The organism is Methylosinus trichosporium OB3b (assembly GCF_002752655.1).
Lineage (GTDB): Bacteria > Pseudomonadota > Alphaproteobacteria > Rhizobiales > Beijerinckiaceae > Methylosinus > Methylosinus trichosporium.
This window is the reverse complement of record NZ_CP023737.1, coordinates 1,051,037-1,075,373: the sequence shown is the minus strand read 5'-3', so window position 1 is coordinate 1,075,373 and position 24,337 is coordinate 1,051,037. Positions and strand designations below refer to the sequence as shown.

The 24,337-nt window shown below is 65.7% G+C and carries 23 protein-coding genes; 17 read left to right on the top strand and 6 right to left on the bottom strand.

Features of this window, described 5'->3' with window-relative positions; genetic code table 11:
• Positions 1-101: 101 nt before the first annotated feature.
• From ppc to CQW49_RS05085, 5 genes are all read left to right on the top strand, one after another.
• Positions 102-2,858, top strand: a complete 2,757-nt coding sequence (ppc, locus tag CQW49_RS05100) for a phosphoenolpyruvate carboxylase (RefSeq protein WP_003610617.1) — start codon at positions 102-104, stop codon at positions 2,856-2,858.
• Positions 2,859-2,952: 94 nt separating this feature from the next.
• A complete protein-coding gene (locus CQW49_RS24380; protein ID WP_155931315.1) occupies positions 2,953-3,240 on the top strand; it encodes a hypothetical protein in 288 nt (95 codons plus the stop codon).
• A gap of 6 nt (positions 3,241-3,246) precedes the next feature.
• The gene (locus tag CQW49_RS05095) at positions 3,247-3,720 is read left to right on the top strand and encodes a PIN domain-containing protein (protein WP_024749979.1); all 474 of its coding nucleotides are present in this window, start codon (positions 3,247-3,249) and stop codon (positions 3,718-3,720) included.
• Between the two features lie 27 nt (positions 3,721-3,747).
• The gene (locus CQW49_RS05090; protein WP_003610618.1) at positions 3,748-3,954 is read left to right on the top strand and encodes a ribbon-helix-helix domain-containing protein; all 207 of its coding nucleotides are present in this window, start codon (positions 3,748-3,750) and stop codon (positions 3,952-3,954) included.
• A gap of 233 nt (positions 3,955-4,187) precedes the next feature.
• Positions 4,188-5,309 carry a hypothetical protein gene (locus tag CQW49_RS05085; RefSeq protein WP_003610620.1) on the top strand — a complete coding sequence of 374 codons (1,122 nt, stop codon included), beginning with the start codon at positions 4,188-4,190 and terminating at the stop codon, positions 5,307-5,309.
• On the opposite strand, the gene CQW49_RS05080 is transcribed toward CQW49_RS05085, so the two are convergent.
• Entirely contained in the window at positions 5,300-5,662 is a 363-nt protein-coding gene (locus tag CQW49_RS05080) for a DMT family transporter (RefSeq protein WP_024749980.1), read from the bottom strand. The two genes, CQW49_RS05085 and CQW49_RS05080, sit on opposite strands and share 10 nt — an antisense overlap.
• Positions 5,663-5,922: 260 nt before the next feature.
• Here CQW49_RS05080 and CQW49_RS05075 point away from each other — a divergent pair, with 260 nt between their 5' ends.
• Complete coding sequence (locus CQW49_RS05075; protein WP_003610624.1) at positions 5,923-6,432, top strand: hypothetical protein; 510 nt, start codon at positions 5,923-5,925, stop codon at positions 6,430-6,432.
• Positions 6,433-6,457: 25 nt separating this feature from the next.
• Entirely contained in the window at positions 6,458-7,420 is a 963-nt protein-coding gene (gene bioB, locus CQW49_RS05070; RefSeq protein ID WP_003610625.1) for a biotin synthase BioB, read from the top strand.
• Between the two features lie 191 nt (positions 7,421-7,611).
• Here bioB and CQW49_RS05065 read toward each other — a convergent pair whose 3' ends face one another.
• On the bottom strand, positions 7,612-9,171 hold the full coding sequence (locus CQW49_RS05065) for a leucyl aminopeptidase (protein ID WP_003610626.1): 1,560 nt from the start codon (positions 9,169-9,171) through the stop codon (positions 7,612-7,614).
• 142 nt (positions 9,172-9,313) lie between these two features.
• On the opposite strand from CQW49_RS05065, the gene CQW49_RS25030 reads away from it, so the two are divergent.
• The gene (locus CQW49_RS25030; protein ID WP_003610627.1) at positions 9,314-9,763 is read left to right on the top strand and encodes a tyrosine-type recombinase/integrase; all 450 of its coding nucleotides are present in this window, start codon (positions 9,314-9,316) and stop codon (positions 9,761-9,763) included.
• Positions 9,764-9,857: 94 nt separating this feature from the next.
• On the opposite strand, the gene CQW49_RS05055 is transcribed toward CQW49_RS25030, so the two are convergent.
• Positions 9,858-10,232, bottom strand: a complete 375-nt coding sequence (locus tag CQW49_RS05055) for a hypothetical protein (RefSeq protein ID WP_040566554.1) — start codon at positions 10,230-10,232, stop codon at positions 9,858-9,860.
• Between the two features lies 1 nt (position 10,233).
• On the bottom strand, positions 10,234-10,752 hold the full coding sequence (locus CQW49_RS05050) for a hypothetical protein (protein ID WP_155931316.1): 519 nt from the start codon (positions 10,750-10,752) through the stop codon (positions 10,234-10,236).
• 667 nt (positions 10,753-11,419) lie between these two features.
• Here CQW49_RS05050 and lptG point away from each other — a divergent pair.
• The 6 genes from lptG (at position 11,420) to accC (ending at position 18,487) form a co-directional block, all read left to right on the top strand.
• Positions 11,420-12,505 carry an LPS export ABC transporter permease LptG gene (lptG, locus tag CQW49_RS05045; protein ID WP_003610628.1) on the top strand — a complete coding sequence of 362 codons (1,086 nt, stop codon included), beginning with the start codon at positions 11,420-11,422 and terminating at the stop codon, positions 12,503-12,505.
• Positions 12,505-15,162 carry an LPS-assembly protein LptD gene (locus tag CQW49_RS05040; RefSeq protein ID WP_003610629.1) on the top strand — a complete coding sequence of 886 codons (2,658 nt, stop codon included), beginning with the start codon at positions 12,505-12,507 and terminating at the stop codon, positions 15,160-15,162. Before lptG ends, CQW49_RS05040 begins: the two co-directional genes overlap by 1 nt.
• A 73-nt stretch (positions 15,163-15,235) precedes the next feature.
• Complete coding sequence (locus tag CQW49_RS05035; protein ID WP_003610630.1) at positions 15,236-16,024, top strand: DsbA family protein; 789 nt, start codon at positions 15,236-15,238, stop codon at positions 16,022-16,024.
• A gap of 101 nt (positions 16,025-16,125) precedes the next feature.
• Complete coding sequence (gene aroQ / locus CQW49_RS05030) at positions 16,126-16,554, top strand: type II 3-dehydroquinate dehydratase (protein ID WP_003610632.1); 429 nt, start codon at positions 16,126-16,128, stop codon at positions 16,552-16,554.
• 21 nt (positions 16,555-16,575) lie between these two features.
• Positions 16,576-17,115: an acetyl-CoA carboxylase biotin carboxyl carrier protein gene (gene accB, locus CQW49_RS05025; protein WP_003610634.1), complete on the top strand. Its 540-nt coding sequence runs from the start codon at positions 16,576-16,578 to the stop codon at positions 17,113-17,115.
• Positions 17,116-17,128: 13 nt separating this feature from the next.
• Entirely contained in the window at positions 17,129-18,487 is a 1,359-nt protein-coding gene (gene accC / locus CQW49_RS05020) for an acetyl-CoA carboxylase biotin carboxylase subunit (RefSeq protein ID WP_003610636.1), read from the top strand.
• Between the two features lie 6 nt (positions 18,488-18,493).
• On the opposite strand, the gene CQW49_RS26025 is transcribed toward accC, so the two are convergent.
• Together CQW49_RS26025 and CQW49_RS05010 are read right to left on the bottom strand one after the other, a co-directional pair.
• Positions 18,494-18,928, bottom strand: a complete 435-nt coding sequence (locus CQW49_RS26025; protein ID WP_003610638.1) for a transposase — start codon at positions 18,926-18,928, stop codon at positions 18,494-18,496.
• A 122-nt stretch (positions 18,929-19,050) separates the two neighbouring features.
• On the bottom strand, positions 19,051-20,553 hold the full coding sequence (locus CQW49_RS05010; protein ID WP_003610640.1) for a L,D-transpeptidase family protein: 1,503 nt from the start codon (positions 20,551-20,553) through the stop codon (positions 19,051-19,053).
• A 280-nt stretch (positions 20,554-20,833) separates the two neighbouring features.
• Here CQW49_RS05010 and CQW49_RS05005 point away from each other — a divergent pair, with 280 nt between their 5' ends.
• The 3 genes from CQW49_RS05005 to CQW49_RS04995 all read left to right on the top strand — a co-directional run bounded on the left by CQW49_RS05005 (position 20,834) and on the right by CQW49_RS04995 (position 24,334).
• Positions 20,834-22,648 (top strand): aminopeptidase P family protein, encoded by a 1,815-nt coding sequence (locus CQW49_RS05005; RefSeq protein ID WP_003610642.1) that lies wholly within the window; start codon positions 20,834-20,836, stop codon positions 22,646-22,648.
• Positions 22,645-23,037 (top strand): hypothetical protein, encoded by a 393-nt coding sequence (locus CQW49_RS05000; protein ID WP_003610644.1) that lies wholly within the window; start codon positions 22,645-22,647, stop codon positions 23,035-23,037. Before CQW49_RS05005 ends, CQW49_RS05000 begins: the two co-directional genes overlap by 4 nt.
• A 307-nt stretch (positions 23,038-23,344) precedes the next feature.
• Positions 23,345-24,334, top strand: coding sequence for a TonB family protein (locus CQW49_RS04995; RefSeq protein ID WP_003610647.1), 990 nt, complete (start codon positions 23,345-23,347; stop codon positions 24,332-24,334).
• The last annotated feature ends 3 nt before the right edge of the window (positions 24,335-24,337 follow it).

Here is a 24,337-nt window from a genome sequence, read left to right as displayed (position 1 = left end):
GAAGGAAATGGCTCGCCCTCTCGTCTATTCCGCCGCGATGTGCTGATATGGTGCGGGAAATTCCGCGGCCTCCGGGCCCCGCTTTGGGAACAGCATCCGACATGCAGGTCGAAAACGACTCCGCCGATTTCAGCTCCCCCGCCGTGCTCAGCGATCAGTCGCTGCTCGCCGACATCCGCCTGCTCGGCCGCCTGCTCGGCGACACTGTGCGCGAGCAGGAGGGGGCCGCCGCCTTCGAGCGGATCGAGACCATTCGCCGGCTCTCCGTCGCCGTCAGCCGCAATGGCGACATGGAGGCCGATCAGAAGCTCGACGCGCTGCTGCGCTCGCTCTCGGCCGCCGAGGCGCTGACCGTCATCCGCGCCTTCAGCTATTTCTCGCATCTCGCCAATATCGCCGAAGATCTCCATCCGCTGCAGCAGGAGAACGGCAGGGAGCCCGGCCTCGCCAACACCTTCGCGCATTTGCGCAAGGCTTCGATCGGCGCCGGCCGCGTCGCCAAGGTGCTCTCCAACGGCTGGGTGTCGCCGGTGCTCACCGCGCATCCGACCGAGGTGCGCCGCAAGAGCCTGCTCGACGCCGAGCACGCCATATCGGCGCTGCTGCTCGCGCGCCAGCATGCGAAGACCAAATCCGAGCTCGCCCGCAACGAGCTGCAATTGCGCGCGCGCGTCTCGCAGCTCTGGCAGACGGAGCTGCTGCGCGAGGCGCGGCTCACCGTGCGCGACGAGATCGCCAACACGCTCTCCTATTACCGCACCACTTTCCTGCGGCAGATTCCGCTCCTCTACGCCGAGATCGAGGAGCGGCTCGACGGGCTGCGCATCCCGCCCTTCCTGCGCATGGGCACCTGGGTCGGCGGCGACCGCGACGGCAATCCCAATGTGCGCGCCGAATCGCTCGCCACCGCGCTGCGCCTGCAGAGCGAGACGGCGCTGCGCTTCTATCTCACCGAGGTGCACGAGCTCGGCGCCGAGCTGTCGATCTCGCGCCGCTACGCCGGCTGCAGTGAGGCGCTGGGCGAGCTCGCCGCGCGCTCGGGCGACGATAATCCGCATCGCGACGACGAGCCCTATCGCCGCGCGCTGATCGGCGTCTATTCGCGCCTCGCGGCGACGCTCGAGGAGCTGACCGGCCAGCAGGCGCAGCGCCATGCGGTGGCGCCGGCCAATCCTTACGCCGACGCGCGCGCCTTTCTCGCCGATCTCGAGATCATCGACGATTCGCTGCGCTGCCATCACAGCGAGGTGATCGCCTCGCAGCGCCTGGAGCCGCTCATCCGCGCCGCGGAAGTGTTCGGCTTCCACCTCGCCACCGTCGATCTGCGCCAGAGCTCCGACCGCCATGAGGAGACCATTGCCGAGCTGCTCGCCGCCGCGCGGGTGACGGAGACTTACGCCGCGCTCTCGGAAGAGGAGAAGCGCGAGCTGCTGATGCGCCTCCTTTCCGATCCGCGCCCGGTGCGGCTCGTCGACGCGAGCTATTCGGACAACGCCGCGAGCGAATTGGCGATCTTCGAGACCGCCGCGGTCATGCGCAGAAAATACGGCCGCGAATCGATCCGCCATTACATCGTGAGCCATACGGAGACGGTGAGCGATCTTCTGGAAGTGCTGCTGCTGCAGAAGGAATGCGGCCTGATGCGCGGCACGCTCGCGCCCTGCGACGCGGCGAGCGTCGCCGCCGATCTCATCATCGTGCCTTTGTTCGAGACCATCGGCGATCTGCGCAACGCCGCCGGCATCATGCGCGATTTCTACGCTCTGCCCGGGATCGTCAAGCTCGTCACCAATTCCGGCGCGCAGCAGGACATCATGCTGGGCTATTCCGACAGCAACAAGGACGGCGGCATTCTCGCCAGCATCTGGGAGCTCTATCGCGCCTCCACCGCGCTCGCGGAATTCTTCTCTCAGCTGCCGTCGATCGTCATGCGCCTCTTCCACGGGCGCGGCGGCACGGTGGGGCGCGGCGGCGGGCCGAGCTATGACGCCATTCTGGCGCAGCCGCCGGGCACGGTGAACGGGCAGATTCGCCTCACCGAGCAGGGCGAGGTGATCGCGGCGAAATACGCCAATCCGCAGATCGGCCGCATCAATCTCGAGCTGTTGGTCGCCGCGACGCTCGAGGCGACGCTGCTCTCGCATGGCAAGACGCCGCCGCAGGAGTTTCTCGACGCGGCGGCCGATCTCGCGCAATGGGGCATGGACGCCTATCGCGGCCTCGTCTACGAGACGCCGAGCTTCGTCGATTATTTCTTCGCCTCGACGCCGATCGCGGAGATCGCCGCGCTCAACATCGGCTCGCGTCCCGCGTCGCGCAAGCCGTCGCGGAAAATCGAAGATTTGCGCGCCATTCCGTGGAGCTTCTCCTGGGGTCAGGCGCGTCTCGCGCTGCCGGGCTGGTATGGATTCGGCTCGTCGATCACGCGCTTTCTCGACGGCGACGACGGCGCGCGTCTGGCGCTGCTGCGGCGCATGTATCAGGAATGGCCGTTCTTCCGCACGCTGCTCTCCAATATCGACATGATCCTGTCCAAGACCGATCTGTCGATCGCCCACCATTACGCCGGCCTCGCGCCGGATCAGGCGCTGGCGGCGCGCATCTATGGGGAGATCGAGGCGGAATGGGGCCGGGCCAATCGCGCCCTCGCCGACATCACCGGCTCGAGCCAGCGCCTCGCCGACAACCCGTCGCTGGCCCGCTCGCTGCACCACCGCTTCCCCTATATAGCGCCGCTGAACTATCTCCAGGTGGAACTGATCCGTCGCTGGCGCGGCGGGCAGACGGGGGATGATATTCGCCAGGGGATTTTGATGTCGATCAATGGCGTCGCGGCGGGGTTGCGGAATACGGGGTGAGGGGGCATTTCGTTTCGCGGCGCGCAAGTTGTACCTGCTTAACGGCGGCCGGTTGGCGTCACATCGCTCGGCGTCGAAAAAAGGGGTAGATATTATGGACACGAAGGAAGCGATAGCTGTAGCTAAAAAATATATTTCCGATGTATATGCTGACGAGGGTGTAACGAACCTCGGGCTTGAGGAAGTGGAGCATGCCCAGTCTGCGGGGAACTGGGTTGTAACGTTAGGATTTTCTCGCCCGTGGAATACCCCTCGAACCCGGGCGCAAGAGGTTTTAGAAAGCATGGGTACGTTTTCTCCGTTAAAACGATCCTTCAAAGTGCTCACGATTGCAGAAGATGGAACGGTCTTGTCGATGAAAAGCCATGCGGTAAGGGAATGAGTTTTCATGCGAGGCATTGTTGTTGTTGACACAAATCTCTTATTGCTGCTTATTGTAGGCGCAGCATCACCCGCTTACATTGCAAAGCACAAGCGTCTTTCCGAGTATTCCGCTGACGATCTCCATCTGTTGCAGCTGATAATTTCAGAATTTGCAGAGATCGTCTGCATCCCGCATGTCCTCTCAGAAGTGTCAAATCTGGTGAAGGGAATCGACGAACGCTCTCGACTCGAAATTATGAGGAAGCTCAGGCACTTCATCGAAGTGACGCGCGAACTTCACGTTCCGAGCGTTCGGGGGACGGCCCGGTCTGAATTCGCCGATCTCGGTCTCACGGATGCGATCATTTTACATTTGTGTAATTTGTCCCTGGGCGGTTTGGCGCCGACTTTAGTCACTGCAGACCGCGATCTGGCAAACAGAGCGCTCGCCCTGGGTTGCAGCGTTATCGATTATCGACGGGATTTCATGGATCCGTAGCGACAGCGTGGCCGCAAGAGGAATGCGATGAAGGCATGGGTCGAGCGTCAGGCCGCGGGCTATGGCAATGCGGGCGATTATATTCGCGATCTGACCCGCAAGGATCAGGAGCGCGAGCCGTCGCTCGCTCTGCTGCAGGCGGCTGTCGCCGAGGGGATCGAGAGGGGCGCGCCGCAGCCTTTCGACGCGGAAACATTTAAGCTGCGCATGAGGGAGCGGCATGGCGTCCGGTGAGGCCGGACAATGCCGAGGTTTCGATCAATCGCCTGCTGGGAGGACGGCAGGATTGGGTTTCCGTCCTGAAGGCCGCCGATCTGTGAGAGCGCGGACCGGCGACCACCCGCGTCACAGCCCCGCATTGACCCCCAACCGCCGCGATCAAATATAAATCCCATCCGTCGGATCGCCGCGCGCGACCTCGCACGGCGGGCGCAGGCGTCGTGCGGCGTGAGCAGGGGAGCTTCGACATGAATGTGAATGTTCCGACCGCCCGCCCGCATGTCCCCGCCGCGCTCGCATCGCCCGTCAATTCCCACAATGAATGGGATCCGCTGGAGGAGATCATCGTCGGGCGGCTCGAGGGCGCCGTCATGCCCTCCGGCCATCCGGTCGTCACCAGCGTCATTCCCGGCTTCACCGCGCGGCTCATGCCGCTCGTCGGCGGCTTTCGCTATCCTCGCTTCATGATCGAGAAGGCGCGAGCCGAGCTCGATGGCTTCGTCGCGCTGCTCACTTCGCTCGGCGTCGCGGTGACGCGGCCGGAGGCGGTCGATTATCGCAAAAAATTCGGGACGCCCGACTGGTCCTCGCGCGGCTTCTGCAACTCCTGCCCGCGCGACAGCCTGCTCGTCGTCGGCGACGAGATCATCGAGACGCCCATGGCCTGGCCGTGCCGCTATTTCGAGACCTTCTCCTATCGGCCGCTGCTCAAGGACTATTTTCGTCGCGGCGCGCGCTGGACCTCCGCGCCGAAGCCGCAGCTCGTCGACGCGCTCTATGATCGCGATTATCGCATCCCCGAGAAGGGCGAGCCGATCTCCTATGTCGTGACCGAGTTCGAGCCGGTGTTCGACGCCGCCGATTTCTTCCGCTGCGGGCGCGATCTCTTCGTCACGCGCAGCAATGTGACCAATGCTTTCGGCATCGATTGGCTGCGCCGCCACCTCGGCGAGACATACCGCATTCACGAGATCGAGAGCCTCTGCCCGACGCCGATGCATATCGACACGACCGCGACGCCGCTCGGTCCCGGCAAGCTGCTCGTCAATCCCGAATATATCGACAAGGACCGTCTGCCGCCGATCTTCAAATCCTGGGAGATCTTGACCGCGCCGCAGCCCGATCCGATCGAGGATCCGTTGCTGAAGAAGATTTCGCTGTGCGGCAAATGGCTCAATATGAATGTGCTGATGCTGGACGAGAAGCGCGTGATCGTCGATCCGCATCACAAGAAGACCATGCGCGCGATGGAGCAATGGGGACTGGAGCCCATTCCCTGCTCGTTCATGCATTATGCGGCCTTCGGCGGCTCCTTCCATTGCGCGACGCTGGATGTGCGCCGCCGCGGCGGGTTGCAGAGCTATTTTTGACGCGTTTCGCCGGCGCGGGGGGAGGGGTCGCCCGCGTGATTGGGCTGCACCCGCAGCCCGACCACGCCGGCGAGAATGAGCGCGATCGAGACGAGGCGCAGCGGCGTCGTCGATTCGCCGAAGACGCAGATGCCGACCACCGCGGCGCCGGCGATGCTCGTGCCGGTCCAGACCGCATAGGCCGTGCCCATCGGAATGGTCTTGACCGCTATGCCGAGGCAGCCGACGCTCGCGCCCATCAGCGCCAATGTCGCGGCCGATGGCGCGAGCCGCGTGAAGCCATCCGTATATTTCATCGTGATCAGCCAGCCGACCTCGAACATGCCGCCGAGAAACAGGATGAGCCATGCCATGTGAGCGTCTTCTCCCCGGTCGCCGAGCGTCGCGCTGACGCGCCGCCGCGAAGATGATATTTCACCGGCGCCCGGCTCGGAAGGCTCGAGAAACAGAGACTGCGTCAGAGCGCTCGGGCGGATTTTGGCGATCGCGATCGCCTGCTCGGGCGTACGACGCTGCGGAAGCTCCATGGCCGCTCTGCGCCGCGGCTTGTTCCCGTCGCCCGGCCGTCTTATAGACCTCGCCAGCGGCGCAAAACCGACAAAGAGCTTCAAAAATGGACGAGCTGACTCCGATTCTCATCCCCGCCGCCGTCGGCGCTCTCCTCGGCGCCGGCTTTGTCGTGCTCGCGCGGCTCTCCGCGCGCTGGCCGCAGCTCGGCTCGCGGCGCATGCTCGGCTATGCGCTCGTCGCCACGGCCGCGCTCTATGTCGGGCTCGCCTTCGCCTCGGAGAATGTCAAGGCCTGGTTCGGCATAGAGATGACCGGCTTCGCCATTTTCGGCTCCTTCGGCCTGCTCGGCCTCGTCGGCTCGCCGTGGTGGCTCGTCGTCGGCTTCGCGCTGCATCCGCTCTGGCATGTGCAGTTCCATTATCTCGGCACCGGCGCGGTGTTCACGCCGGACTGGTTCGCGCTCGGCCTCTCCGGCTTCGACGCCGCCGTCGCGCTCTATCTTCTCGTCGCCATTCTCGGCGGGCTCGACGCCTCCCTGCAGCGCAAGGCGCCGGCCGCCCCGCAGCAGGAGAAGCTGACCCGCAATGAGCGCCGGTTGTCCAAGAAATCCTGATATCCCTCCCGACGAAGGGCCAGACATGAACGCTCCCGCCGATTTCGCGCTCCGTCACGATTGGACGACGGAGGAGATCGTCGCCATCCACGACGCGCCGCTGCTCGAGCTGGTCGCGCGCGCGAGCGCCGAGCATCGCCGCTGGTTCGATCCCAATGAGGTGCAGAAGGCGGCGCTGCTCAGCATCAAGACCGGCGGCTGTCCGGAGGATTGCTCCTATTGCCCGCAATCGGCGCATCATCGCGAGGTGAAGCTCGACCGCGTCGAGCTGATGGAGGTGGACGAGGTGCTGGGCGCGGCGCGGCGCGCGCGCGAAGCCGGGGCGGATCGCTTCTGCATGGGCGCGGCGTGGCGGCAGGCGCCGGAGGGTAAGCGCTTCGACGCCGTGCTCGAGATGGTGCGCGGCGTGCGCGCCCTCGGCATGGAGGCCTGCGTCACGCTCGGCATGCTGAACGAGGGACAGGCCGAGCGGCTCGTCGAGGCGGGGCTCACCGCCTACAATCATAATCTCGACACCGGGCCGGAGTTCTACGGCGAGATCATCACCACGCGCAGCTATGAGGACCGGCTGGGGACGCTGGCCGCGGTGCGCCGCGCCGGGCTCGAAATGTGCTGCGGCGGCATTATCGGCATGGGCGAGAGCGTGCGCGACCGCGCTGAGATGCTGCAGGTGCTGGCGTCCTTCGATCCGCATCCCGAGAGCGTGCCGATCAATGCGCTGGTCGCGGTGGAGGGCACGCCCCTCGACGGCCGGCCGCCGATCGAGCCCTTGGAGCTGGTGCGCATGATCGCGACGACGCGCATCGTGATGCCGAAATCGCGCGTGCGCCTCTCGGCCGGCCGCTCGTCGCTGTCCCGCGAGGCGCAGGTTCTGTGCCTCGTCGCCGGAGCCAATTCGATTTTCTATGGCGAGAAGCTACTGACGACGGGCAATCCGGGCGTCGATACCGACGCGGCGCTGTTCGCGGCGCTGGCGGCGCGGGCGTAGGCCGCGTCTGTAGGGGCGTCTTTCCGAAGCAATCGAGACTTCCAGCGGCGCTGGCCGCTTCCTCTCCCCGCCGCGGGGAGAGGTGAGGTGAGGGGCCAGGAGGGCTCACGCGGCGTCTCGATCTCTCGCACTCGCCCACCGCCCCTCACCCCGCGAGCGCGGGGAGGGGCGGCAGGCGCCGCGCCCTTCGATCAGCTCTCGTAATAATCCTTCACCAGACGGTCGAGCAGGCGCACGCCCCAGCCGGAGGCCCAGCTCTGGTTGGTGTCGGAGGCCGGCGAGCCCATGCCGGTGCCGGCGATGTCGAGATGCGCCCAGGGCGTCTTATCGACGAAGCGCTCCAGAAATTGCGCCGCCGTGATCGAGCCGGCGTGACGCCCGCCGGTGTTCTTCATATCGGCGAATTTCGACTCGATCAGCTTGTCATAGGCCGGGCCCATCGGCAGACGCCACAGCTTCTCGCCGGTCGCCTTGCCGGCCTCGAGAATGCGGCCGGCCAATTCGTCATTGTTGGAGAACAGCCCGGCGTGCTCCTGGCCGAGCGCCACCAGAATGGCTCCGGTCAGAGTCGCGAGATCGATGATGAAAGCGGGCTTGTATTTGTCCTTCACATGCCAGAGCGCGTCGGCCAGCACGAGCCGGCCTTCGGCGTCGGTGTTGATGATCTCGATGGTCTGGCCCGAGAGCGAGGCGACGATGTCGCCCGGACGCTGCGCCTCGCCCGAAGGCATGTTCTCGACGAGGCCGAGCACGCCGATCACATTGGCCTTGGCCTTGCGCGCGGCGAGCGCGTGCATGAGGCCGGTGACCGCCGCGGCGCCGGCCATGTCGCCCTTCATATCCTCCATGCTGGCGGCGGGCTTGATCGATATGCCGCCGGTGTCGAAGCACACGCCCTTGCCGACGAAGGCGATCGGCTGCGCATCCTTGGCGCCGCCGTTCCAGCGCAGCACGACGACGCGGCTCGCATGCGCCGAGCCCTGGCCGACGCCGAGCAGAGCGCGAAAGCCGAGCGCCTGCAGCGCCGGAACGTCGAGAATCTCCACCTCGACGCCGAGATCGGCGAGCTTGGCGGCGCGCCGGGCGAATTCCTCAGGGTAGAGGACATTGGCCGGCTCGTTGACGAGATCGCGCGCGATGATGACGCCGTCGGCGAGGTCGAGCGCGGCGGCGACGCTCGTCTGCGCCGCCTCCGGGGCGGCGACGGCGAGGGCGATGTCGCTGACGCCGTCGCGCTCGGACTCGTCCTTCTTCTTCTTGGTGCGGTAGAGGTCGAACTTATAGGAGCGCAGCGTCGCGCCGAGCGCGAACTGGCCGGCGGCGGCCGCATCGGCCGGCGCCTCGGGGAGGTCGAACAGGACGAGGGCGCTCGCGCCCTGGCCGAGCTTGGCCGCCGTCTGGCCGCCGAGGCCGAGGTAATCGTCGAAGCGCTCGGCGCTCTTGTCGGCGTTCTCGCCGTCGCCCGCAGCTCCGACGCCGACGAGAATCAGCCTCCCGACCGAGGGAAGGCCGGCCGGCGCATAGAGATCGAGCGCGCTGCCGCGCTTGCCGGTGAATTTGGCGGCGGCCGCGGCGCGCGCGATCTGCGGCTCGGCGTCGCGCAGAATCGTTCTCGTCTCGCCGCCGAGCGCCAGCTTGGCGCCGGCGAAGGCGATCAACACGAGCGGCCTCTCCCCTTCGGTCGGAGCGGCTGCGAGGCGCCGCTCGGCCTCCCCGAAAGACACGGCGTCGAACTTCACATTCACGGACATTTCCAACCTCTCGCGGGGAGACTGAGGCTCGGCGCGGCCGAGTCGAATTTCGGCCGAATATCCTCCCGCGACGCGCGAGGGTCAATTCGTTCCCGCGCCGCGCGCCCGTGAAACCGGCGCCGTCTTCGCTTAGGCGAATCGGGTGAAGGATAAGATCCCCGACCCTCGCCCTGAGGAGCCGCCGCAGGCGGCGTCTCGAAGGCTGCGCCGGCTGAAAAGGCAAGACGGGCTCGCCCGTTCCGCCTCGCCCTTCCTCTTCCTGAGCCCGAGGCCTGGCCGTTCCCTATCCGAAAACGCCTTCAACGTCGCGCTGCGCGCCATGGGCTTCGGCAAGGAAGATATCTCGGCCCACGGCTTCCGGTCGACGTTCTCGACCATGGCGAACGAATCGGGACTCTTCGCCTTCGACGCGGTCGAACGGGCGCTGGCGCATCAAGACGGCTCGGAAGTGCGGCGCGCCTATCATCGCGCCGATTATTTCGAAGAGGGTCGCCGGCTCATGCTATGGTGGGCTGACAAGATCGACGCCATTCGGTCCGGCGACGCCCTGGGATCTGTGGAAACGCAGCCGAGCGAAGTGGAAGCCGAATGATTATTCCTATTCCCCGGGTTCCGACTAGTCGTGGAGGTCCGAGAGCGTGATGCTGATCGTCATGGTTTCGAGAACGCGAACAAGTCCATAGGGCCTAGAATGGCATGATATCATCAAGGTCTGCGATTATCTCGTCGAGAACCTTTTCAGCTCCCAAAGCGGTCCTCCGTGCGGTGTTGTATAGCTCATGTATTATGGAATACCACGACTCTATTGACCCATTTGTCCCGTCATCTTTATCAAGAAGTTCGTCGTCAAAGCTTTCGACAACCTCTCCACTGCCGTTGAGCAACTCAATTTCATATATCGGCGCGCCTATATCATTTTCTTTTTCGGTCACCCGCACGGTGTTGTCGCGGAAGGAGACCTGAAACATATCAGGATGAACTGATGGCTGCCAATTTATTACGCCAGCTCTTGTCGAATCCGCCAGCTTCTTTACTAGACGCATTTGCTTCGCGTATTTCATCTTAGGCCCCTATCTCGGAGAACTTTAGTTCTGCCAGCACTCCCGCTAGTTCATCGACGTCCTTCGACAGAAGCTCATTGAACCTATGATGGGAGCCCTGTGGCATGTTCGGCAGAGACTTTTCCACTGCTTGTTCCATGTCCCGGAGGTTCGCTATCGCCGCCTGAAATACTGAGGCATGTTCGTCCGAAAGATCACTCGATCTCCTAATGCTGATAAGCGTTTTTCGGAGATTTGCATAGCGATCCGGGAGAGCCTCCCATTGTCGGTTTCTATGAGCCCGCTTGACCTCCTCTAGCATTTGTATCGCCGCGCTCAGGTCAACTACGGTCTCGAAAATCTGGATGCTGTTCTTGGCGTCTTGCGCTGCTTGTTGGGCCAGTTCGGCAGCCTTCCGCGAACGGCGAACGTCGTAAACCGTGACCATGAAGCCAATGACCGAAATCCCGACACCGGCGATGCTAGCCAAATCACCAACGTGATTTTCTCCAATCCAGCCTATAATCGAATCGTTGCCCACAATGCCGTCACCCCGCCAAGCCATTTGATATAAGATACCTGCGAGGCACGCCGCCCGCAACTATTCCCCGCCCCTTACGACCCCCGCAATTGGGGGCAGGTATAACTGATCTGGCAGGCGGGCCAAAGCCAATAAGAGCCGGGGAAGTCGCAAGTCAGAGACATCCTCACGTTCCAAGATAGGAGTGGCGCTTCTGCTCGAGCGCATGTTCGGCGTCTTCGATTGCATGATAGATGGTCACGACGGCTTTCTGTCGTTCGGTAGGCCGTCAATCCAAGCGTCGAGGTCCGACACTTTGATGAGCTCTCAGGACGAGGGTCGGGATATAGTCTTCCCACCTGCTTGCCCTGCGTCTTCGCCCCGGAAAAGCCTCGAGCGCGGATCAGCTTCCCAGTTGGCGCGGTCCCTCCGCCGATCGCCCGACTTGCGCGGAGCGCGGGGACGGTTTAGCGACCGCGCTTCGGAGGCGGCCGCAGCGTCGCGGTTTTTGCAAAGGGACAGCGGCCGAAGCGATGCCGGACAGCGTTGCGATTGCGGAGCGGGCGGCGCGCCTGGAGCCTTATCCGATCCGATTGGATCGGATAAGGCTCCACCATTCTTTCGTTCGAGCGAATTCTGATCGATCGAACGCTTCCGTTCGATCGGAAAGCGCTCCAGAGCGCGCGGAATGATCGGGCTCACTTTGTCCCGCTATCTCGCCGCGCGCTTCGCCAAGACCATATTGGCGATTTTCGCGACCATGTTCTGCCTGATGTTCGTCGTCTATTTCGTCGAGCTGCTGCGCCGCGCCGGCGATATTCCCCAGGCCGGGGCGGACACGGTGGCGCTGATGACGATCCTGCGCGTGCCCGCGACGGCCGAGACGATTCTGCCTTTCGCGGTCCTGTTCGGCGCCATGACGACCTTCGTCGATCTGACGCGCAAGCTCGAGCTCGTCGTCGCGCGCGCCTCCGGAGTCTCGGTCTGGCAGTTCCTGTTTCCGCCGGCCTTCGTCGCGCTCGTGATCGGCGTCGTGTCGGTGACGCTCTATAATCCGGTGTCGGCGGTGATGAAGCAGCGCTCCGACCAGATGGAGCTCGAGCTGTTCGGCGTGCAGGGCAGCGTGCGCGTCGATCACAGCAAATGGCTGCGCCTCACCGGCGTCGACGGCACGGCCATCCTGCATGCGACCGATTATCAGGCCGGCGGGGCGCGGCTGACCGAGGTCAGCGTCAATGTCTATTCCAAGGAGGGCCTGTTCCTCGAGCGTGTCGAGGCGGCGCGCGCGCGGTTGCTCGCCGGCGTCTTCGTGCTCGAGGAAGCGCGGGTCAATGCGCCGGGGGAGGAATCGCGCACGGTCGGCTCCTATCTGTTGGCGACCGATCTGACGCCGGAGCAGCTCGTCACGGCGACGACGCCGCCCCAGGGCGCGCCGTTCTGGAGCCTGCTCGAGCTCGGCGAGAAGACCGCCGACGCCGGCCTCGATCCGACCGGCTATATTTTGCAATTTCAAACTCTTCTGGCGCGGCCTCTGCTGCTGGTGGCGATGGTTCTGGTGGCCGCTTCCTTTTCGTTAAGGTTCTTTCGAATGGGGGGAATCGCGCGGACCGTTTCGGGTGGCGTCGTGGCCGGCTTCGTGCTTTATATCGTTACGAAACTCTTTTCCGACCTGGGCGGAGCCGGGGTCATCAGCCCGCTCGTCGCTGCGTGGTCGCCTGCTCTTGTCGGAAGCATGCTGGGCGCAGTCAGTTTGTTGTATTCGGAGGACGGCTGATGGGGCGCCGCCGTCGTCACCGTCATCACGAGCGCACGTCCGAGCGGCTCGGCCTGCTGGCGGCCGCGCTCGACTATTGGCCGTCGCGACGCATGCCGATCGCGATGCGGCTGGCGCTCGCCGTGGTGATCGGCAACGCCTTCGTTCTGGCCGGAGTCCTGCTCGTCGACGCCAAGCCGCGCGTCGCCGAGCCGCCGTCGGCGCCCCCCGCCAAAATGGTGGTCGAAGCCAAGGAGCTCGCCTATGACGAGACGCGCAACAGCGTCTCGGCGACCGGCAATGTGAAGATTTTCTACAAGGGCCGCACGCTCGAGGCCGACCGCGTCGTCTATGACCGCGGCTCGCAGCGGGTCTATGCCGAAGGCCACGCGCGGCTCACCGAGACCGACGGGACGGTGGTCTACGCCGACCGTTTCGATCTGACCGACGACTTCAAGGCCGGCTTCATGGACAGCCTGCGCGTCGAAGGGGCCGACAACGCCCATTTCAGCGCGCCGCGGGCGGAGCGCTCTGGCGAGACGACGACCTTCGATCTCGGCACTTACACCGCCTGCGACGCCTGCCGCGACGATCCGAGCAAGCCGCGCCTCTGGTCGGTGCGCGCCAAGCGCATCATCCACGACAATGACGAGAAAGTCATCTATTACGAGGACGCCTCGCTCGAGCTGCTCGGCGTTCCGATCGCCTACATGCCCTATTTCTCGTCGCCCGATCCGAGCGTGAAGCGAAAGTCCGGCTTTCTCAATCCGCAGCTGACCTATCGCTCGCAGATCGGCTACAGCGTCGCCATGCCCTATTATTGGGCGCTCGCACCCAATTACGATCTCACGGTCACGCCCACCGGCTTCACGCGGCAGGGGCCGTTCCTGTCGGCGCAGTTCCGCCATCGGGTCGAGAACGGCGGCTATTCGATCAATGTCGAGGGCACGCATGTCGGCGATCCGAGCGCTTTCGCCACAGCGCCTTATGGCGCGCGGGACAAGCGCTGGCGCGGCGCCGTGCAGAGCAATGGCGAGTTTCAGATCAACGACCAATGGCGCTTCGGCTGGGACGTGACCGCGCTCAGCGACCGCTATTTCCTGCAGGACTACAAACAGTACAACAGTCTGTATCAAAATTATTTCTTCCGCGAATCCTCGTCCACGATCTATCTGACCGGGCAGGGGCCGCGCAGCTTCTTCGACCTTCGCGGCTTCTACTTCCAGGGCCTCTCGCCCAATGACGTGCAGGCGCAGCAGCCCGTCGTGCATCCGCTCGTCGACTATAATCGCGCCTTCGACGTCGATCCGGAGCGCAGCTTCGGCATCGGCGGCCAGCTCGACGTCGACGCCAATTTCACCAGCACCTCGGCGTCCATCGCCAATTATGAATCGATCCAGCCGCGCACGCTCGACAGTGTCTACGGCCTCTACAATGTCTGCCAAAATTACGCGCCCTCGGCCGACCCCTATCAGAGCCGCTGCCTGCTGCGCGGCGTCGGCGGCAATTACGAGCATGCGACGGTGATGGGCTCGTGGAAGCGTAAGGCGATCGATCCGGTCGGCGGCGTGTGGACGCCCTTCGTCTTCGCGCGCTTCTCGGGCTCCTATCTCGACTATGACACCTCTAACTATTATGCGGCCTACAACGCCGCGTCGCAGCCGATCCCCAACTCGGCGCAGTCGCTGTTCTTCTATGGCGCCGACAATGCGTTCCGCGGCCAGGCGACGCCGGGCGGGGGCGTCGAATGGCGCTATCCGATCCTCGCCCGCGGCGCGCTCGGCGATCTCGTGGTGGAGCCGATCGCGCAGATCGTCGCGCGGCCCAATCAGTCCTCCATTCCTTCGCTCGTGAACATGGACGCCCAGAGCCTCGTGTTCGACGATTCGAACCTGTTCGAATGGAGCAAATATTCGGGCTACGACCGTTTCGAGACCGGCACGCGCGCCAATTACGGCGGGCAGGCGACTCTGACCTTCGGCAATGGCGGCTTCGTCAACGCCCTCGTCGGCCAGTCGCGCCAGATCGCCGGCAAGAACGGCTATTCGACCGCCGACGCGGCCAATGTGGGCCTCTCCTCGGGGCTCGACACCCGCACCTCGGACTGGGTCGGACGCTTCGCTTTCGCGCCGTCGTCGATGCTGAGCTTCGTCGCCAAGGGCCGTTTCGATCCGGACGGACTGCGCGGACGCCGGATCGATCTCATCGGCTCGCTCAATCTCGATCCGCTCAACTTGACGTTCCAATACGCCAATTACGCGTCGCAGCCGGTCATCGGCTTCGACCAGCGCCGCCAGGGCCTCGCGGCCACGGGACGCTATGATCTCACTGAGAATTACTTTCTGAACGGCTCTGTCACATTCGATATGAGCCGCTATCTCTACAACTCCTTGACCCGCGCGCCGGCAGTCACTACGACCCTGACCGGCGCCAATGTCACCGGCTCGGCGCCGCTGTTCTCGCTCGCCGCGCTCGGCCTCGGGGCCGGATATAAGGACGAATGCACGACAGTGGCGATCAACTATTCCTCGGTCTATCAGGCCCAGGCGTCCACCGGCCTGCCGGCGCGCAATCAGACGATCATGGTCTCGCTGCAATTGCGCACGCTGGGCGACGCAAAGTTCAACTACGGATTAGGCTCGATACTGCTCAAGGACGGCGTCCGCTCGCAACCTTGATTTGGCGCGGCGGCGGCCGCTCGAACGGGTCCGTTCGCGCGGAAAGCGCTTTGAAACCTGCAAGGAGACTCCCATGGCCTTCCGGCTCGTCGCCGATTTTCGACGTCTTCTCCACGCCGCCTCGGCCATCGCCGCGATCGGCGGCGCGCTGCTGGCCGCCGCCCCGTCGCGCGCCGAGGCGCCCGCGCAGAAGGCCGAGATCGAGAAGATCGTCCATGATTATCTCATCGCCAATCCGGAAGTGATCCGCGACGCGATCGAGGAGCTCGAGCGGCGCCAGAAGGTCGCCGAGGCCGACACGCGCAGCCGCGCCGTCGACCAGAGCTCCGATAAGCTGTTCAATTCCGCGGCTCAGGCCGTGGTCGGCAATCCTGCTGGCGATGTGACCCTGGTCGAGTTCTTCGACTATAATTGCGGCTACTGCAAACGCGCGCTCGAGGATCTCGCCAAGCTCGTCGACAGCGATCCCAAGCTGCGCGTCGTGCTGAAGGATTTCCCGGTGCTCGGACCGGGCTCGACCGAGGCGGCCGAGATCGCCACCGCTCTGCGGCTGCAATTGAAGCCGGACAAATTCTATGCCTTCCACCGCAAGCTGCTGACGACGCGTGGCTCGATCGGCAAGGCGCAGGCGCTCGCGGTCGCCAAGGAGCTCGGCGCCGACACGGCCCGGCTCGAGAAGGATATGAAGAGCGACCAGACGCATGCGGCGCTGAAGGAAACGGCGGAGCTCGCCGACAGCCTCAATCTGACCGGCACGCCGAGCTGGGTGGTCGGCAAGGAAGTGATCGTCGGCGCCGTCGGCTATCAGCAGCTCAAGACCAAGATCGACAACACGCGCAAATGCGGCAAGACCGTCTGCTGACGCGGCGAAGAGGACGGCCGAGCGCGGGGCTTCCTTCGTGAGGGCAATGCGGCTAAAAGGGGGCTCGCTCGCGCGGCGCGCGCCCTTCGTTCAGGATATCCATGCCCGCCGTCCACGTCATCAACGGTCCCAATCTCAATCTGCTCGGCGTGCGTGAGCCGTCCATCTACGGAACCGCGACGCTCGACGACATCAAGACGCGGCTCGCCGAGCTCTGCGCCGCGCGCGGCGTCGATCTCGTCTTCCGCCAGTCCAATCACGAGGGCGACCTCGTCGACTGGATTCAAGAGGCGGGCCGCGCCGGGGCTCCGGTCATACTCAACGCCGGGGCCTATACGCATACGTCCATCGCTCTCTATGACGCCATCAAAGGCGCGGGCGTGACCGTTGTCGAGGTTCACCTCTCCAATGTCCACGCGCGCGAGAGCTTTCGGCAGCACTCCTTCATCTCGCCGGCGGCGCGCGGCGTGATCGCGGGCTTCGGCCCCGCCTCTTATGTTCTCGCCTTCGCAGCCCTGTTCGAAAAGTAAGAAAGAAAGACCTGAGCAATCATGGCGCGCAAAGCTCCGACGCGACGCACCCCCCCAGCCAAACCGAGAGTCGCCGCCGCCGCCGAGACGGGCGTCGACGCCGCGCTGCTGCGCGAGATCGCCAAGCTGCTCGGCGAGAGCGATCTCACCGAAATCGAGGTCCAGAAAGGCGATCTGCGCATAAGGGCGGCGCGCATGCCGGCGCCGGCGCCGGCGATCGCCCATGGCGCGATCGCGCTGCCGCCCTATGCCGCGCAGCCTTATGCGCCGCCCTATGCTGCGCCGCCGCCGCCGGCCAAGCCCGCCGCGCCCGCGCCGGCGAGCCATGCCGACGCGCTGAAATCGCCGATGGTCGGCACCGCCTATCTGCGCCCGAGCCCGGACGCGCGGCCCTTCATAGAGGTCGGCTCGCGCGTCACCGCGGGCGATAAGCTGCTGCTCATCGAGGCGATGAAGACATTCAACGACATCGTCGCGCCCAAGGGCGGCGTCGTCACCGCCATTCTGGTGGAGGACGGACAGCCGGTCGAATATGGCGAGCCCCTCATCGTGATCGAATAGGGTGGGGCCGCCGATGTTCGACAAGATCCTCATCGCCAATCGCGGCGAGATCGCGCTTCGCATCCTGCGCGCCGCCAAGGAGCTCGGCATCGCCACGGTCGCCGTGCATTCGACGGCGGACGCGGATGCGATGCATGTGAAGCTCGCCGACGAATCCGTCTGCATCGGACCGCCGGCGGCGCGCGACTCCTATCTCAACATTCCCTCGCTGCTCTCGGCCTGCGAGATCACCGGCGCCGACGCCGTGCATCCGGGCTATGGCTTCCTCTCGGAGAACGCCCGTTTCGCCGAGATCGTGGCCGAGCACGGGCTGACCTTCATCGGGCCGAAGGCCGAGCACATCCGGCTGATGGGCGACAAGATCGAGGCCAAGGCGACGGCGCGGCGCCTCGGCATTCCGTGCGTGCCGGGCTCGGACGGCCCGATCGCCGACGAGATCGAAGGCGCGCGCGTCGCCGCGAAGATCGGCTATCCGGTGCTGGTGAAAGCGGCCTCGGGCGGCGGCGGACGCGGCATGAAGGTCGCGCGCAACGACACCGAGCTCGCCATCGCCATTCCCACTGCGCGCACCGAGGCAAAGGCCGCCTTCGGCGACGACACGGTCTATCTCGAGAAATATCTCGAGAAGCCGCGCCACATCGAAATCCAGGTGTTCGGCGACGGCAAGGGCGCAGCCATCCATCTCGGCGAGCGCGATTGCTCGCTTCAGCGTCGCCACCAAAAAGTGTGGGAGGAAAGCCCGTCGCCCGCGCTCAACGACGAGCAGCGCGCCGAGATCGGCGAGGTCTGCGCCGCGGCGATGCGCGAATTGAAATATGCCGGCGCCGGCACGATCGAATTCCTCTATGAGAATGGCGCCTTCTATTTCATCGAGATGAACACGCGCATCCAGGTCGAGCATCCGGTGACCGAGGCGGTGACCGGCGTCGATCTCGTCAGCGAGCAAATCCGGGTCGCGGCCGGCTCGCCGCTGTCGATGCGGCAGGAAGACATCTGGTTCTGGGGCCATGCGATCGAGTGCCGCGTCAACGCCGAGCACCCGTCGAGCTTTCGGCCCTCGCCCGGGCGCATCGCCTATTATCACCCGCCGGGCGGCGTCGGCGTGCGCGTCGATTCATCGGCCTATCAGGGCTACACGATCCCGCCGAACTATGACTCGCTGATCGGCAAGCTGATCGTGCATGGCCGCAATCGCACCGAGGCGCTGATGCGCCTGCGGCGCGCGCTCGACGAATTCATCGTCGACGGCATCGACACGACCTTGCCGTTGTTCCGCACGCTGGTGCGCAACGCCGATGTGCAGAACGGAGTCTATGACATCCACTGGCTCGAGCATTTTCTGGCGACGGGCGGCATAGAGCCGACCTTCTGACCTCGCTCAGCGCCGGCCGCCGCGTCTGTCCGACCGGCGGCGGGCGGCGAGCGCGCGGACGGCCGCGAGACGTTCGGCCATCGGGGGCTCGTTCGTCGCGGCCTCCAGCATCCGCTCCAGCAGGCCGAGCCGGCTCCAGCGCAGGAATTGGCGATAGACGGAGCTCCAATTGCCATAGCGCTCGGGCAGGTCGCGCCAGGGCGCGCCGCTCAGCGCGGTCCACAAGACGCCGTCGAGGACGCGCCGATGGTCTCGCGGCGAACGCCCCCGCTTCGGTCCTCTCTCGATCAAGAAAGGCGCGAGCAGCGCCCATTCACGATCATCGAGGCCGGCTTCGGCGTCGACTTGCGTGGATCGCTCAGGGTCGCGAGGCGCCCATGACGGCTGTGTCTGCGCGCAAGAGCGTTGCGCTGCGAGGCTGATGGGGACGGAATGGTCCATGTCGCGGGCTCGGGTTCGGCGTGCAGCCTATCCGTAGCACCCGCAGGACGAGCGCGTATCCCCCGAATGGGGGATGCCGCAGCACTCCGCTCACGCGCCCTTTCGGATTAGCGCGCCGCGGCTCAGGGCCGCTGGGACGCCAGCGGCGTCGCCGGAGCGGCGTCGCGCAGGCTCGCTGTGGCGATCGCGGGGAGGATGTGAGCCGGCGCGGCTTCCGCTCTCGGCGTCTTCGCCTTTTCGATCGACGCCTCGGGCTTTTTCGTCGCGATGGACGCCTGCGGCTTCTTCAGCTCGGCGCGGCGAGGGGGCGCTGGCGGCTTGACGGCGGCAGGCTGTGCGGGCGCCGGCTCGGACTTCGCGACGTCGCTGACGGTCGTAGCGGCGGGCGCCTCGGCCTCCCTGCGCAGGCCGAACAACCCGCCGATCGCGCCGGCGCCTGCGGCGAGGGCCGCGAGCTTGGTCGATTCGAGCTCCGTCTCCGCGACCGCGGCAGGGGCTGTGGGCGCAGGAGCTGCGGCGGCAGGAGCGATGGCGACGGTCGTCGCCGGCGAGGCTTCCGCCGCCTGGACGCGCGCGGCCTTGGCCGCGGCCAAGGCGACGACAGGAGATTTGGCGGCGGCGATCCGGATCGGCGCCTTGATGGGCTTTTCCTCTATGAGGATCTCGGTCGGCGGCGCGGTCAACGCGTCGGGCCGGCTGACCTCGGCGATGCGGGCGGTGAAGTCCGGATGTTGCCCGCCGTCCTGATAGACGACGCGCACCGGCTTCACGCCGGCGGCGACCAGCTCGGCGATCTTGGCGTCGTCCTTGGCCGCTTTTTCGGCGACCAGCGATTCGATCTGCGGGTCCTGCCGCAGCGCGGGGCAGGGCGCGCCGGCGTCGAGCGAATGGCCGGCCGTGGGCGCGGCGTCGAACACATAATGATGTCCGCACACGCCGACCGTCGGCTCGCGCCAGGCGGTCTCGAAATGATCCGAGCCGTTCTTGAGCTGCTTCCAGAAGCCGATATGCGGATCGAGGCGATGCTTGGCGAGATTTTCCGCCGTCATCTTGAATGGATAGGACTGCATCTGAATGGCGCGCTGGCCATTGTTGAAGGATGTGCGCAGGATCGCATAGATCTCGGAGATCTGATGGTCGGTCATCGAGAAGCAGCCGGCCGAGGAGCAGGCGCCATGCACCATGATGGAGCCGCCGCCATGGCCGAGCGCGCGGTCATAGGCGTTGGGATAGCCGACGTTGAAGGAGAGGTAATAGGACGAATTAGGGTTCATCTGCCCCGGCGTGATCGAGTAGAAACCCTCCGGCGCCTGACGGTCGCCCTCGCGCACCTTGGGGCCGAGCTGGCCGGACCAGCGGCACATCGGAAAAGTCTTCAGATAGACATAGCGGCCGTCGGGCCGCTGCTTCCAAATCTGAAACTCGGATTCCTTCTTGTAGCTGCGGATGAGCGTCGGCGATTCCTTGGTGACCCCGGCCTGCTCCATCAGCGCCAGCGTCTCGGGCGGGATCGGCTGCAGAGAGCGCTGCGAAAGCCCCGAGTCGTTGCAGGCGCTCAAGGCGAGCGCGCCGCCAGCGGCGACGCCGTAGGGGGCGAAGCGCCCGATCTTCCGGATGAGAGTCATTCTCGCCCCGCTTTTCCGACCCGATCCCGCGACGCGAATCACCTCTCGCAAGACCCTGTGACGACACTGGACCCGAAATTCCCAATAACCTTCTAACGCAGAACGCCCCATCTGGCCAGAGCGCGGCCGCTGAGGCCCCAAAGCTTCGAGTTCGGGGTAATGACCAGACTCTATTTCAGCGTTACGGCGGCGCTTGCACGGGAGTTGCTAAACGAGCTGTGAAGGCCTCGAAACCGGGCGCGATATTGCCGCCGCGGTGGGGAAGGCATAGGCTGCAAAAATGTTCGAGAGCAGATTCCAGAGCTTCGCCGACGACGCCGCCTCCGAGGACGGCGCCTTGCGCCTCATGCGGCTGCGCGCCGAATTGTCGCGGCTCGGCGTCGATGGGCTGATCGTTCCGCGCGCGGACGAGCACCAGAACGAATATGTGCCGAAATCGGCCGAGCGCCTCGCTTGGCTCACCGGCTTCACCGGCTCGGCCGGCGTCGCCGTGGTGCTGGAGAAGGAGGCGGCGCTGTTCGTGGACGGGCGCTACACGCTGCAGGCGCCCGAGCAGGTCGACGCGAAGAGTTTCGCCGTCATCGACATCGGCGTCACGACGCCGGCGCGCTGGCTCGCCGATCATGCGCCGGCCGGCGCGCGCGTCGGCTATGACCCCTGGGTGCATACGCCAGCGCAGATCGAGCGTTACGCCAAGGCGCTGGACGGCAAGACGGTCGAGCTCGTCCCGCTCGACGGCAATCCGCTCGACGCGGTTTGGAGCGACCGCCCGCCGGCGCCGCAGGGCGCCGTCTCGCTCTATCCGCCGCGCCTCGCCGGCCTCTCCGCCGCCGCCAAGATCGCGCGCGTGCGCAAGGAGATGGCGGGCGCCGACGCGCTGCTCGTCTCCGATCCGCATGCGCTCTGCTGGACCTTCAACCTGCGCGGCGCCGATGTCGCCTACACGCCGATCGCGCTCGGCTTCGCGCTGCTGCCGAGAGAGGGCCGGCCGCGGCTCTATTTCGACGCCGCGAAGCTCACGGCCAAGACGCGCGCGTCGTTGGAGCGCTTCGCCGATGTGGAGTCGGCCGAGCGGGTCGCCGAGGATCTCGCCGAGGCGGGACGGCGCGGCGAGACGGTGATGTTCGACTCATCCACCGCGCCGGCGCGGCTCGTCGATCTCTTCCGCGCGGCCGGCGGGCGCCCCCGCCTCGGCGACGATCCGATCGCGCTTCTGAAGGCGATCAAGAACGCCACCGAGCTCGACGGCGCGCGCGCGGCGCATCTGCGCGACGGCGTGGCGCTGACGCGCTTTCTGGCCTGGTTCGCCGGCGCCGCGCCCAAGGGCCGGCTCACCGAGATTTCCGCGGCGCAGGCGCTGGAGACGTTTCGGGACGAGACCGGCGAGCTGCGCGACCTCTCCTTCCCCACCATCTCCGCCTTCGGCCCGCACGCCGCCATTCCGCATTACCGCGTGACGCAGGCGAGCGATCTGCCGATCGGCCGCGGCGTCTATCTCGTCGATTCGGGCGCGCAATATCTCGACGGCACCACCGATGTGACGCGCACCGTCGCCGTCGGCCGGCCGACGAAGATGTTTCGCAACCATTTCACCCGCGTGCTCAAGGGTCATATCGGCGTCGCGAGCGCTGTGTTTCCCACAGGCGTCTCCGGCGCGCAGCTCGACGGCTTCGCGCGGCGCAGCCTGTGGGAGGCCGGCCTCGATTTCGATCATGGCACAGGCCATGGCGTCGGCGCCTATCTCTCGGTGCATGAAGGGCCGCAGCGCATCTCCAAAATGGGGACGACGGTGCTGCGTCCGGGCATGATCCTCTCCGACGAGCCCGGCTATTACCGCGCCGGCGAATATGGAATCCGCCTCGAGAATCTCATCGTCGTCGAGAAGCGCAGCGTCGCCGGGGCCGAGCGCGAGATGCTCGGCTTCGAGACCCTGACGCTCGCGCCCTTCGATCTCGCCTCGGTCGATCCCGCGCTGCTGACGCCGGAGGAGACGCGCTGGCTCAACGCCTATCACGCCCGCGTGCGCAAGGAGCTGTCGCCGCATCTCGACGCGCCGACGCGCAAATGGCTGGCGGGGGCGACGCGTCGCCTATGACGAGATCATCGACGCTGAAATTCGCCGCCGGGGCTCTGCTGCTGCTCGTGTTCCTGTTCAGCTTCGGACTGCGGCTCTGGTGGATGCGCTCCGCGCCTTCCATGCCCGAGCTGCTGCTGGGGCTCGGCGATTCGCAGGCGCAGGGCGCGCAGGAGGCGTTCCAGGCCCGGCTGCGCGAGCGCTTTCCGCCGGGCTCGCCGGAGACGGCGATGGTCCGCGCGCTGCAGGAGCAGGGCTTTCGCATCGACCTTCGCCGCAAGGAGGCCGGCTTCGACCGCGCCGCCGATCTGGAGGACCATTGTCGGCGCGGCGGAGCAGCGCGCTGGTCGGCGGACGCCGAGGGCCGCATCGCGGAGATTTCGGGCGGCTATTACATCCATTGCCCGTGAGGCGGGCCTCGGGCCGTCATTGCGAATGAGCCGCTGGGCGGCCCTTTTCTTCGTCGCTTCGCTCCTCGCACTGACGCCGCCTCATCGTCGCGTGACGCAGTCGAGCTCTCGCGGGTCAGAAAAAAGGCGCAATCGCGCGTCACAGCGCGCAGGCTGTCTTTGCGGGCTTGAACCTCGACCGCTTTTCTGTGATTCCTCTCGAAGATAACGGATCGCGCTCGCCGATGAGACCCCTTATCCGCATCGACGCGCCTCGCCGCGCTTCGGAGCGGCCCCCGGTCGGCGCGGACGGAGGCCCTCTCTCTTCATGACGTCTCAGGCGGATCCGGTCGAGCCTCCCGCGCCCGCGCCCGACGCGATCGTCACGGCGCCGGAGCGGCGCCGGCACGCGCCCCTCATCGTCTCGGCCATTGTGCATCTCGTGCTGCTGGCGATCGTGCTCTACGAGCAGGCGAGCACTTTCGACAACGCGGAGCAGGAGGTTCCGGTCGAGGTGATCGTCGAGCCGCCGCCGCAGCAACCGCCGCCGGAGCCCGAGCCGCCGCCGGAGCCCGAGCCGGAGCCTGAAAAGGAACAGCCGAAGCCCAAGGAAAAGCCGCCGCAGCAGAAGCTCGTTCTCGACGAGAAGCCGGCTTATGACGCGCCGCGCGCCGCCAATCAGGAACCGCTCGAGCGCGAGGCGCCCGACCAGGAGACCAAGGCGCAGCATCAGGCGCCGGCCAACGCCGCGCGCGCCGCCAAGTCCTCGCCCGAGGCCGCGGCCGATCCGCAGCGGCAGAAGGAGGCGACGGCGGAGCTGGCTCCCGAGCGGCCCAAGGCGGAGGAGGACAAGAAGGACGCCGAAGTGGTGGAGGAGGCGAAGCTCGAGCCGCAGGCGCAGCCCGAGGAGACGCAAGGGCAGGTGGAGATCAAGGCCTCGCCGGAGCCCAAGCCGAAGTCGATCGCCGAGCAGCTCGCCTCATTGGAGCCCTTGCCCGAATTCAAATTCGGCGGCAAATCCAAGCCGTCCCCGGTGAGCGGCGGCACCGCGAACCCAGGCTATTTGACCGTCCTCTACGGGATCATCATGCCGCATATGCGCACTCCCCCGTCGCTGCGCGGAAAGCCGACACCCAATCGCGGCGTGGTGGTCTTCTATGTCGATGGCGACGGCCATCTCGTTCATCAGGCGATCGCGCGGTCGAGCGGCTTTACGGAGCTGGACGCGGCTGCTGTGGCAGCCGTTCGTCGCGGCGCGCCCTTTCCGGCGCCGCCCGGCGGGCGCTCAATCGGCATTCAGTTCCACTTCGGCCATTGACGT